Below are 11,536 nucleotides of genomic sequence, written 5' to 3'. Positions count from 1 at the left end.
GAGCGAGGTGAGTCAGGGTGAATCTCAAAAAGGGAAGTACAGGTTTTCTGGCGAGAGATTGAAACCCAAGCCGATTGGGCAGTTAACAGGCAGGCGAGAGATCGGAACCCAAGCCGAGTGGGCGATCAAGAAGCTCCGAGAGATCGGAACCCAAGCCGATCGGGCAATGAATACTCTCCGATCAGTTCCGGAAGTATTTCCGCGACCGATACACCAGCGCCTCACCTTCCCGGAAGTCGCAACGCAACACTTCGCCCACCATAATGAAGTGATCGCCTTCGTCGTAGCGACTGCGCACCTTGCACTCAAAATGTGCCAATGCATGGGGAATCAACGGTGCGCCACCCAATCCTTCGATGACTTCAACACCGGCAAAACGGTCGCCTTTGAATGTCGAAAAATGATGCGACAAATCTTCCTGATCGGCCGACAACACACTGACGCCATAATGGGTGGCCTCAGCAAATGCATCGTGGCTGCTGGCTTTCTTCGACAAACTCCACAACACCAAAGGCGGGTGGAGTGACACCGAGTTGAATGAATTGGCGGTCACCCCCACGTACTTGCCCTCGGCGTTTTTGGTGGTGATGATGGTGATGCCGGTGGCGAATTGGGCCAGTGCTTGCCGAAACATGTGCGCGTCCAGCTCGGCGTCGCCTTCGCGTTTCTCAGCGCGAATGAATTCGGGTTTGGCAGGTTGTTGCATGGGGTACTTCTAATTTTGTGAATGTCTCCATTGTGCCAAACAAGCGCTTGAATTGCTGGAATGGTGACTCAAAACGTGGTTTTCAGGCCCATGTGCTTGAAATGATTTAAAATACGGCCAATTCTAAAAAGGCATTTTCCTTGAGCGCACTGTCCTTCAAACTCAAAACCACCTCGGGCAAAGCCCGTCGCGGTGAAATTACCACCGCACACGGCGTCATTCAAACGCCGATTTTCATGCCTGTGGGCACGTATGGCACCGTGAAGGGCATGACGCCGCGCGACCTCACCGAAATTCAGGCGCAAATCATTCTGGGTAATACCTTTCATTTGTGGATGCGGCCGGGCCTGGACATCATGGAAAAATTCGGTGGTTTGCATCAGTTTATGGGCTGGAAAGGGCCAATTTTGACCGACTCAGGTGGCTTTCAAGTGTTCAGCCTGGGGGCCATGCGCAAAATCAAGGAAGAGGGTGTTCATTTCTGCAGTCCGGTGAATGGTGACAAATTGTTCCTCACCCCCGAGGAAAGCATGCGCATTCAAACAGTGTTGAATTCTGACATCGTCATGATTTTCGACGAATGCACGCCTTATCCAGCCACACACACTGAGGCACGCTTTTCCATGGAAATGTCCATGCGTTGGGCGCGCCGTTCCCGTGACTCCTTCGATGAATTGGGCAACAACAACGGTTTGTTCGGTATTGTGCAGGGCGGCATGTACGAGGACCTGCGCGACATTTCACTGCAAGGCCTCGAAGAAATCGGTTTTGATGGCTATGCCATTGGTGGTTTATCGGTGGGTGAGCCCAAAGACGACATGCAACGAATTTTGGCGCACACCGCGCCCAAGTTGCCACAGCACAAGCCGCGTTACTTGATGGGTGTGGGTACTCCCGAAGATCTGGTGAACGCAGTTGGGCAGGGCATCGACATGTTCGACTGTGTCATGCCCACCCGCAACGCGCGAAACGGCTGGTTGTTCACCCGCACGGGCGATATTCGCATTCGCAACGCGAAATTCCGCAACGATGAAAGTCCACTCGATGCCACTTGCAGTTGTTATACCTGCAAGAATTTCTCACGTGCTTACCTGCACCACCTGGATCGCAGCAAAGAAATTTTGGGTGCACAGTTAAACACCATGCACAATCTTCATTACTACCTGGAATTGATGCGTGAAATGCGCGAAGCGATTGAGCAAGACCGCTTTGAGGAATTTGTGAAAGAGTTCAATGCGCTGCGGGGTCAGAATGCGCAAACGGCTCAACAGCAGTTGCAGCAACAGCCTCAATAGCAGGCGATACAGCCAGACCAAACTGATCGAGGATCAGCAATACCTGCTGTTGCAAATCGATCACCTCCACCATGCGCTGGTGTTTGCCTTCTCCTATTTGTGCAAGGCGCTGCGTGGTTTTTAACTGACCATGCAGCAACTGCCGTTGTTCGCCCAGCACAGGCACACTGGGTTCCCACTGCGCATTTTCAATTGCCGTCAGCGAAGTGACAGCAAAGCCAACGCTGGCACCATGTGCATTCACCACCAAAATGCTGGATTCATAATCAAGACTTTGGCGTTCTGCTCCCAGCCACTGCGCCAGGTCAAAAACAGGAATGGATTCATTGCGGTGGGTCAGCATGCCCAGCATGGGATTGCCGCGTTCAAAAATTTCGATGTCTGCCCGATAAGGGAGCACTTCTCGCACTTGCTCAATGGGTGTGGAAAATTCGGTGCCCAATCGGTACACCATCAAGCGGTCCAGGCCATGTGTGGTTTTGCCTTGCTGGTTCTCGGCATTTTGCTGAGTTGTCGCGCTGGCTTTGGCCATAATACTGGCCAGTTCAATCAACTCTTGGTCTTCGCTGATTCGCTGGCATGACAGCACGAAATATTGCGGACCACGCTGTGAATGTGGGTCTTCTTTTGGAAACACCTTGCTGGGCAAAGCCCCTTCAAGTTGCACCGCCTTGGGCAGACCAAAACCGGGCAGGGGAATCACGGAATTGTGTGGCACATGCACAATGTCCAAAACGCGATCGATCAGCAGGGCCAGTGGGTGTCCATCAATGCGAATGACAAAGGCCTGCTGCGTAAGCTGTTGTGCTTGTTTGTGGGCACCAAGGCCCAGGTAGCTTGCAAGGTCAATTGCCGGAATGGTTTGTTCCCTGTAATCCAGATTGCCTTTGTAAAATCCGCCAGCGTACTCACTGGGCAGCAGCACCGGGTTGACCACGGTGGTTTCAATGTCTTTCGGATTCACTGCGAACAGGGTGGCCATGCTTTGCATCAGCATCAGCGGCGTGCGCGTGTTCAGGGCAGTGTCTTCGTTCGACGTTTGCAATTCAAGCGACTGGCGGTGCGGTTCAGGATCTTTTGCTTTGGGCAAGCCGGGTAACTCGAACAAGGCTTGCGTGGAAAGCACCTGAACCAGTTGGTTTAGTTCGTGGTTCATCAGGCTGCCAGCAAACAGGCGGCCGATTAAATCTGTGGAACTGACGGTGTGCAGGCTATTGGGGTTTGCAAAAAACAAGGCTTTCACCTGGTCGGCAATCAGCCCCAGCAAATGATTTTCATGGGCGATCAGCAAAATACAGCCCGGTGAATACTGGTGGCCGGGCCGGTTCAACAAACATTCCAGGTCCAGCACAGGGATACTCACGCCGCGCAGGTCCAGGCCACCCTTGATCCACGGGTGTGGGCAAGGCAATGCCATCAAGGGGTGAAAGGGCACCACTTCCCTGACCGACTTCATCGGCAGGGCCAGGGTCATCTCGCCAATTCGAAACGACCCAAAGCCCTGTTCGTATTGGCTCAATTCACTCATGCGGTTTTGCTGCCAGTGTGTTTTTCAAGGCCACCAGTGAGTTCTTCAATCAGGCGGTTTACGGCAACGGCCAGGTCGCGCTGTTGTTCTGCCGAGCTGGTAATTTGCTTTACGCTTTCGCCTGTTTCAGTCACGCTGCTCAAAATGCCTTCAAAACTTTGTGCTGCATTCTGACTTACCTCCACGCCTTCCTCAACCTGTGCAACCGATTCTTCAATTAATGTGGCAATTTCACGCGCCGCGCTTGAACTGCTTTCAGCCAGCTTGCGCACTTCTGCCGCCACCACTGAAAACCCAACGCCATGTTGCCCTGCACGTGCCGCTTCAATGGCGGCGTTAAATGCCAACAAGTTGGTTTGGTTGGCGATGTCGCCGATGACCCGCACAATTTCCGACACCTTGCTGGAGCTGTTCTGAATGGCGTGAATGGCAGCGATTGATCGCTTCAATTCGCGGCTTCCCTGGTGAGCTGCGTCCAGGCCTTTTTCAGCAAGCTGAGTGGCGGTTGCAGAGTTGCTGGAAATGTCGGTAATACTGTCGACCAGTTTGGAGACACGTTCCCGCATTTCGCCCGATTTTTTGTTGATGCCCTGTTCAAGCATCACTTCTTTGGTGACGTCGTAGGCATATTTCACCACTTTAACCACATTCCCATTCAAGTCCAGAATGGGGTTGTAGGTGGCTTGAATCCACACATCACGGTTGAATTTGCCCACGCGGTGAAAACGGCCGCTGACAAATTTCCCTTCGTTCAGTTTCAACCAGAAGTCGCGATATTCTTCACCTTGGGTGTACTCCAGCGTACAGAAAATGCTGTGGTGTTGTCCTTGAATTTCACGCGATGTATAGCCCATTGCGTTCAGGAAGTTGCGGTTTGCATTCAACACATGGCCGTCCAGATCAAACTCAATCACCGCCTGCCCCAGGTTAATGGCTTCGACCTTGGCTTCAAATTCCGAGTTTTTCAGTTTACTTTCGGTCACATCGCTGGCAAATTTCACCACCTTGAGCAGGTTGCCGCGCGGGTCATAAATCGGGTTGTAAGTGGCTTGTATCCAAACCTCGCGCCCACCTTTGGCCACCCGCTTGTATTCACCTGACTCGAACTGGCCGCGTCCAAGGCTTTCCCAGAAGGCCTGGTACTGCGGTGTGGCGGCATAAGCCGCATCCACAAACATGCGGTGGTGGCGACCGGTAATTTCCTCGGCTGAATATTCCATCAGTTTCAGGAAATTATTGTTGGCCGCGAGTACCTTGCCCTGCATGTCAAATTCGATCACCGCTTGCGAGCGGTCAATGGCGCCCAGTTTGCCTTCAGCATCCAGCCGGGACAGTTTGGATTCAGTGATGTCTTGCAGCATCAATACCACTTTGATTAATTGACCATCAAGGCCTATTACCGGGCTACGTGTGCCTGAAAGCCAAATCTCTTTGCCACCCACGCCCTTGTAGCGGAATTCACCGACCAGGTTTTTACCTTCGCGCAAATCATTCCAGATCTTGAAGTGATTGCTGTCGTTGCGTTCCTCGTCGAACATCAAAAAACCTTCGGACTTGTCGATCAGGTCGGCTTGGCTGTATCCCAGTGATTTCTGCATCAGTTCGTTGCTGTTGAGAATTTTCCCCTCCGCATTGAACTCAAGAATGCAGCTCGTGCTGGACACTGAGTCCATGCGTGCCTGAGTTTCAATGGCATGCAATTTGGACTGGGTAATGTCGCTACAAAATTTGATGACCTTCACCGGGTTGCCTTCAAGATCCAGAATTGGGTTGTAGCTGGCCTGTATCCAGATCCGCTTGCCGTGGTTGCCTACGCGCAGGTATTCACCCGAATCAAACTCGCCTTGGCCCAGCTTTCGCCAGAAAGCGCGGTAAGCGCCGCTGCTGGCCTCTTCCTTGTCCACAAACATGCTGTGGTGTTGGCCCACAATGTCAGCCAGTGAATAACCCGTCAGGCTCAGGAAATTCTCGTTGGCATGCAAAATATTGCCGCCCAGGTCAAATTCGATAATGCCTTGTGAGCGATTCATCGCAGTGACTTTGCCGTCGTCCTCAATCGCCTTCATTTTTGTGGCAGTGATGTCGCTGGCAAATTTAACTATCTTCACTGGCTTGCCATTCACACCCAATATGGGTGTGTAAGTGGCCTGTAGCCACACTGGGCGGCCATGCCGATTCAAGCGCATGAATTCGCCTGATTTGAATTCGCCAGCCGCAAGGTCTTTCCAGAAGTTGCTGTATTCCTCGGATTCCGCATAGTTTTTTTCACAAAACTGACGGTGATGTTGCCCCACAATTTCTTGCAGGCGATAGCCCATGGTGTTCAAGAAGTTGTCATTCGCAGCCAGAATGCGACCACTGGTGTCAAATTCAATCACGGCTTGAGTTTTGTCGATCGCGGCCACTTTGCCTTCATTCTCGAGCGACTTGCTTTTGGCATCCGTAATGTTCGACGCAATCTTGATGACTGACACCAAATTGCCATCATCGTCCCGAACCGGGTTGTAGCTTGCCTGGATATAAACTTCCTGGCCCTGCGAATCCAGCCGCAAAAACTCGCCACTTTGACACTTGCCCTCGCGCAACTTGTTCCAGAACAAGCGGTATTCGTCTGACTCGGCGGTACTTTCAGTGCAAAAAAGGCTGTGGTGTTTGCCCAGCACGTCCTCTTCCGAGTAGCCAAAAACATTCAGAAAGTTCTCGTTGGCGTACTGCACATTGCCGTTCAGGTCGAACTCAATGCAGGCCTGGCTTTGGGTCAGCGCGTTGAACAAGTGGATACGGTGGTCGTTGGGCTGCTCGGTGTTGGGTGTCATGTATGGCCTTGCTGGTCAGAATGAATTTACTCGATTGGGGTAATTACCATTGTGTTGGGCCTCAGGTCGCTTGATCACTCAATAAAACAGGTAAATGCCGTTCAGTTAGAGCTTTCCTGTGCTTTTGAAAATGTCGCCTCTGGGTCGTCACAAGTATTTCCCAGGGGCTTGCCGGACCAATCTGACAGGCTTTCAGTTTGGCGTAAGTTTTCGCTTTGATACTCGTTCGCAAGCCTAGGCTCGGAGGGATGTGACCTCGTATTCCGGCCTGCGGTTAACAACAACCTTAAAAAGGAGACAAGCGATGAGCAACCCAAAGGGCGGTGAAGCCTACTGGAAAGCGACAATCGGCCTGTTGACCAAAATCATGATCGTGTGGTTTTTGGTTTCATACGGCGCCGGTATTCTGTTTGTTGAGCAACTGAATCAATTCAGCATCGGTGGTTACCCACTGGGCTTCTGGTTTGCCCAACAAGGTTCTATTTACGTGTTCATCATCCTCATTTTCTACTACGCGAAGAAAATGGGTCAGATCGACCGCGAACACGACGTCCACGAAAACTAAGGAGATTGCTAATGGATTTGCAAACAATCACCTACGTGATCGTGGGTTTGAGTTTTGCGCTGTACCTCGGTATTGCGTTTTGGGCTCGTGCAGGCAGCACGGGTGAATTTTATGTGGCTGGCGGTGGTGTGCACCCCGTGGCCAACGGTATGGCGACTGCGGCGGACTGGATGTCAGCCGCTTCGTTCATTTCAATGGCGGGTCTGATTGCCAACATGGGTTACGGCGGTTCCGTATTCCTGATGGGTTGGACCGGTGGCTATGTGTTGTTGGCGATGTTGCTGGCTCCGTACCTGCGCAAGTTTGGCAAGTTCACGGTACCCCAGTTCATTGGCGACCGTTACTACTCCAACACAGCCCGCACAGTGGCTGTGATCTGTTTGCTGGTGGCTTCCATTACTTACGTAATTGGACAGATGACCGGCGTGGGTGTGGCTTTCTCCCGATTCCTGGGCGTGTCCGCTGAAGTGGGTATTTATGTGGGTATGGGTATTGTGTTCATGTACGCCGTGTTTGGTGGCATGAAGGGCATTACCTACACGCAAATTGCACAGTACATCGTGTTGATTTTCGCGTACACCATTCCCGCGATCTTCATTTCCTTGAACCTGACAGGCAATCCTTTGCCACAGTTGGGTCTGGGTTCTGACATGTTGGCCAACGGTCAGCCGATGTTGGCAACCTTGGACAAAGTGGTGACTGACCTTGGTTTCAATCAGTACACCACCACCCCAGCCGGTGGCAGCTACCTGAACACCTTCTTCTACACCGTTAGCTTGATGATTGGTACCGCGGGTCTGCCCCACGTGATCATTCGCTTCTTCACTGTACCCACAGTGGCTGATGCGCGTTCATCTGCTGGTTGGGCACTGGTTTTCATTGCGATTCTGTACACCACAGCACCTGCTGTTGGCGCAATGGCCCGCTACAACCTGCATGCAACGGTCAACTCCAGTGTTGCGACTGGTGGCGACTTGTTTGCCGCTGAAGCCGCACTGGAAAACGACAAGAAGCCGGCCTGGATGGGTCGTTGGGAAACCACAGGCTTGTTGAAGTTTGAAGACAAGAACGGCGATGGTCGCATTCAGTACTACAACGACAAGTCCAAAGACGAAGCATTCCTGGCCAAAGCAGAAGCCGCTGGCTGGAAAGGCAGTGAAATGACAGTAAACGCTGACATCATGGTGTTGGCCAACCCTGAAATTGCATTGTTGCCCAACTGGGTGATCGCCTTGGTGGCAGCCGGTGGTTTGGCTGCTGCGTTGTCGACTGCTGCTGGTTTGTTGCTGGCGATCTCGTCTGCCGTATCGCATGACTTGATCAAGGGCGTGTTCAATCCAAGTATTTCTGAAAAGAGCGAATTGCTGGCCGGTAAAATTTCCATGGCCTTCGCGATTGTTCTGGCCGGTTATCTGGGCTTGAACCCACCTGGCTTCGCGGCGGGTACTGTGGCCTTGGCCTTCGGTATTGCAGCATCAAGCCTGTTCCCTGTGATCATGATGGGTATTTTCTCCAAGACCATGAACTCCGCAGGCGCAATCGTGGGTATGTTGAGTGGCTTGGCTGTGACCCTGTTCTATGTGTTCGCACACAAGGGTATTTTGTTCATCAACGGCACTGAGTACCTGCACTTGGTGGGCGGCGCCAACGGCTTCTTCGGCATCACGCCTGAAGCCTTCGGTACCGTGGGTGCGATTGTCAACTTTGTAGTGGCCTATCTGGTCAGCAAGGTAACAGCACCACCTCCAGAGCACATTCAGCACTTGGTTGAAGACGTTCGTACCCCACGTGGTGCAGGCGTAGCAACCGGTCACTGATTGACTGTTCAACAATAACCACTGCCTTCATCGAAAGGCAGGGCTCAAGAAGCTTGAAAGCCCGGTGAGAAATCACCGGGCTTTTTGTTTTTCTAGAGTAAAACTGTTACTTCCACACTCAAAAAAATGCTCCAATGCTTTGAAATTGCGCATGCACCCAAGGGTGGCTTGCCAAAGCAGCAATGAGTAAACCCAGCAGCAGAATAATTCCGAAAGGCTTGAGCGGGCTTGTCTTGGCGGGCGGCGCAGGCAAATGGGTGGAAGTGCTGGCTGTTTTTTGCGGTGCTGCCTGCGTGTTGCCTTGTTCTACCGGCAAGCTGTTTTTGACTTTTTCAGGAACAACTTTGCCTAAAAACCACATTGCAGCGCTAATCACGACCAAGTCGTCGGTGATGCCAAACAACACCAAAAAGTCGGGAATCATGTCGATGGGGCTGAACAGGTAAACCACCACAGCCAGCATGAAGCCCTTGATCCATTTTGGGGTGTCGGCATGCCGAAAGGCGTGCCACAGCATGCGGCCATGGGTCTTCAGGGCCTTGAGTTTGGTAAGAATTGGAAAAAACCGAGTAAAAAACATACGTTGTGCCCAACTATAAAAGAGGAAACATTGTGACCCAAGCTCCCTTGATGATCCAGCGTTCATGCCGAATCCCTGTGCCCTTGGCCGATTGTTTTGCCTTGTATACCCGTTTGAAAGCGGATGAATACATTCACAGTGACGCATTGATCGCGCCCATTACTCATATAGAAATGATTCAGGGCGAATCGTTCAATGAAGTGGGCGACGTTCAGCGAATTACCTTCAAGGGCGGCGCTGTGATTGATGAAGAAGTGTTGGCCTTTGTTCCCAATCGCCAGTTTGTTTACAGGGGTACCGGCTTTAGCCAACCCCTGTTGAGTTGGCTTGATCACGCCAAAGGTTCATTTGAATTTGAGAAGGATGGCGACGGCACCCTGGTGACCTGGCGCTATCTGTTTTATTTAACACCCGGCTTGGGCATTGGGCCCAAGCGACTCGTATTCAAGGCGGTTGTAGTTGATTTGATCTGGAACCGGATGATGACCAAAACCCTGGTCAACCTGACCCAAATCATTACGCTTCGCGCCTTGCAGGCAGGAAAAAAATGATGAATCCATGTGTAAAAAACAGTTTGCGAATCGCGGCTGTTTTCAGTTTGATGCTGTTGGTTTTCCTGGGCTTCCAGAACACGGCACGTGCTCAAACGCTTAGTGGCGTAGAGCCTAATATTTGCGTGTTCGACTTGCTGGGTGCCAAAGGGCCGATATTTGGTTTGGCTCAGGAATACGCTTTGGAAGGTCGCAAAAACGGCTATGGCTTTAAACCAGTGGTGTATACCAATGAATCGGTCGCTGCCAAAGATTTTGAAATTGGTGAGTGCGACGGACTGGTAGCCACGGGTATTCGCACCCGAAAATATAATAGCTTTACCGGCAGCCTGGATGCTGTGGGTGGCCTGCCCAACTATGATGCAGTGTTGCTGGCCTTGAAGTCGATGGGCAGCCCGCAGTTGCAAAGTGTGATGCAGCAAAGTGACTTTGAAGTGGGTGGGGTGCTGCCCTTCGGCACCGCTTATGTGTTTGTGCGTGATCGCGAAATCAATTCACTGGCCAAGGCTGCCGGCAAGCGAGTGGCGGCGTTGTCGCATGATGAGTCGCAGCGACGGCTGATTGAACAGGTTGGTGCACAACCGATTGCTGCAGACGTGTCCAACTACGGCTCAATGTTCAACAATGGCGCCGTGGACATTATCGTGGCCCCTTCCATTGCATACGCTCCGCTAGAGCTTTACAAAGGCTTGGGAAAACGCGGTGCAATTATTCAGTTGCCTGTGGCGATGGTCACTTACCAAATTATTATGCGCAAGTCGAAATTTCAGCCTGGTTCAGGTCAGAAATTGCGGGCCTTTGTGGCGCGAGAAATGCCCAAAGCCTTGGATGCCGTGAAAAAAATTGACCGCCAAATTCCAGAGAAAGCCTGGTTGAAAATGAGCGATGCGGACAAGGTGGAATACACCACCATGATGCGCGAAGCCCGCATCAGCTTAAGTAAAGACGGCGTGTACGATGGCTGTGCCCTGCGCCTGTTGAAGAAAGTGCGCTGCTCGATCGACGGCAAAGCCTCGGAGTGCAGTTTGCCTGAAGGTTACAAAGTCCAGAAAAGCTGCCCAATAGAGCCCATGTAAAACCGGCTTGGGTGTTTACCCAATCACCACCGGGGCGTCGGGAAGTTCATTCTTGCCACCCCCGTTGTGCGGAAAGTGTTCAATCAACTTCTCGCTCACCGCCGCAATGCAGTTCATCACCCCGGCTTCGAACTGCCCTTGCGCAAATGCCTGCTCCACTTCCTTGCATCGTTCTTCCCAGTAGGCATGACCTACCTTGGCGTTTATTCCCCGGTCGGCCACAATTTCTATGGCATGGTCTGCCAACAGCACGTAGATCAGCACCCCATTGTTCAGCTCGGTGTCCCACACATGCAATTCGCTGAACACCTCAATGGCACGCTGCCGTGGTGTTTGCTGCCTTAACAGGGGTTGCAGTTCAAGCGAGCTTTCCACTGCAACGCGAATTTCACCTGAGTGGCGTGTTTCACTGGCTTTGATGGCAGTTGAAATGTGTTCCAGTTGCTGTGTCTGGAAGATTTTCCGGACATGGCGTTCTGCAGTCATCAGGTGCGTGAAAATGCGATTCATGCCCATATTCACCACCTTCCCGAGGCGCCACCGCCTCCAAAACCGCCACCACCACCACTGAAACCACCGCCGCCGCCAAACCCCCCGCCGCA

General features: G+C 52.1%; 10 protein-coding genes. 5 read left to right on the top strand and 5 right to left on the bottom strand.

Annotated features, from left to right (window positions below):
- Positions 1 to 181: 181 nt before the first annotated feature.
- Entirely contained in the window at positions 182 to 706 is a 525-nt protein-coding gene (locus tag B4N58_RS02885) for a flavin reductase family protein (RefSeq protein ID WP_291745588.1), read from the bottom strand.
- Between the two features lie 140 nt (positions 707 to 846).
- Here B4N58_RS02885 and tgt point away from each other — a divergent pair, with 140 nt between their 5' ends.
- On the top strand, positions 847 to 2,001 hold the full coding sequence (tgt, locus tag B4N58_RS02880) for a tRNA guanosine(34) transglycosylase Tgt (protein ID WP_291745586.1): 1,155 nt from the start codon (positions 847 to 849) through the stop codon (positions 1,999 to 2,001).
- Here the strand turns inward: tgt and B4N58_RS02875 are convergent.
- Positions 1,937 to 3,529 carry a chemotaxis protein CheW gene (locus B4N58_RS02875; protein WP_291745584.1) on the bottom strand — a complete coding sequence of 531 codons (1,593 nt, stop codon included), beginning with the start codon at positions 3,527 to 3,529 and terminating at the stop codon, positions 1,937 to 1,939. The two genes, tgt and B4N58_RS02875, sit on opposite strands and share 65 nt — an antisense overlap.
- Positions 3,526 to 6,345 carry a methyl-accepting chemotaxis protein gene (locus tag B4N58_RS02870; protein WP_291745582.1) on the bottom strand — a complete coding sequence of 940 codons (2,820 nt, stop codon included), beginning with the start codon at positions 6,343 to 6,345 and terminating at the stop codon, positions 3,526 to 3,528. The genes B4N58_RS02875 and B4N58_RS02870 overlap by 4 nt, the downstream gene beginning before the upstream one ends.
- A 304-nt stretch (positions 6,346 to 6,649) precedes the next feature.
- On the opposite strand from B4N58_RS02870, the gene B4N58_RS02865 reads away from it, so the two are divergent.
- Together B4N58_RS02865 and B4N58_RS02860 are read left to right on the top strand one after the other, a co-directional pair.
- Positions 6,650 to 6,910 carry a DUF4212 domain-containing protein gene (locus tag B4N58_RS02865; RefSeq protein WP_291745580.1) on the top strand — a complete coding sequence of 87 codons (261 nt, stop codon included), beginning with the start codon at positions 6,650 to 6,652 and terminating at the stop codon, positions 6,908 to 6,910.
- Positions 6,911 to 6,921: 11 nt separating this feature from the next.
- A complete protein-coding gene (locus B4N58_RS02860; RefSeq protein WP_291745578.1) occupies positions 6,922 to 8,727 on the top strand; it encodes a sodium:solute symporter family protein in 1,806 nt (601 codons plus the stop codon).
- 118 nt (positions 8,728 to 8,845) lie between these two features.
- On the opposite strand, the gene B4N58_RS02855 is transcribed toward B4N58_RS02860, so the two are convergent.
- Positions 8,846 to 9,307, bottom strand: coding sequence for a YkvA family protein (locus tag B4N58_RS02855; protein WP_291745576.1), 462 nt, complete (start codon positions 9,305 to 9,307; stop codon positions 8,846 to 8,848).
- Between the two features lie 32 nt (positions 9,308 to 9,339).
- Here B4N58_RS02855 and B4N58_RS02850 point away from each other — a divergent pair, with 32 nt between their 5' ends.
- Both B4N58_RS02850 and B4N58_RS02845 read left to right on the top strand, forming a co-directional pair.
- A complete protein-coding gene (locus B4N58_RS02850) occupies positions 9,340 to 9,858 on the top strand; it encodes an SRPBCC family protein (protein ID WP_291745574.1) in 519 nt (172 codons plus the stop codon).
- Complete coding sequence (locus tag B4N58_RS02845) at positions 9,855 to 10,934, top strand: putative solute-binding protein (protein WP_291745572.1); 1,080 nt, start codon at positions 9,855 to 9,857, stop codon at positions 10,932 to 10,934. The genes B4N58_RS02850 and B4N58_RS02845 overlap by 4 nt, the downstream gene beginning before the upstream one ends.
- 15 nt (positions 10,935 to 10,949) lie before the next feature.
- Here B4N58_RS02845 and B4N58_RS02840 read toward each other — a convergent pair whose 3' ends face one another.
- Positions 10,950 to 11,450, bottom strand: a complete 501-nt coding sequence (locus B4N58_RS02840) for a TPM domain-containing protein (RefSeq protein WP_373567537.1) — start codon at positions 11,448 to 11,450, stop codon at positions 10,950 to 10,952.
- Between the last annotated feature and the right edge of the window lie 86 nt (positions 11,451 to 11,536).

Origin of the sequence: Limnobacter sp. UBA3528, assembly GCF_002377005.1 — a bacterium.
In the GTDB taxonomy this organism is placed as follows: Bacteria; Pseudomonadota; Gammaproteobacteria; order Burkholderiales; family Burkholderiaceae_B; genus Limnobacter.
The sequence above is the reverse complement of the archived record's forward strand: the minus strand, read 5'-3'. Positions and strand labels throughout refer to the sequence as shown.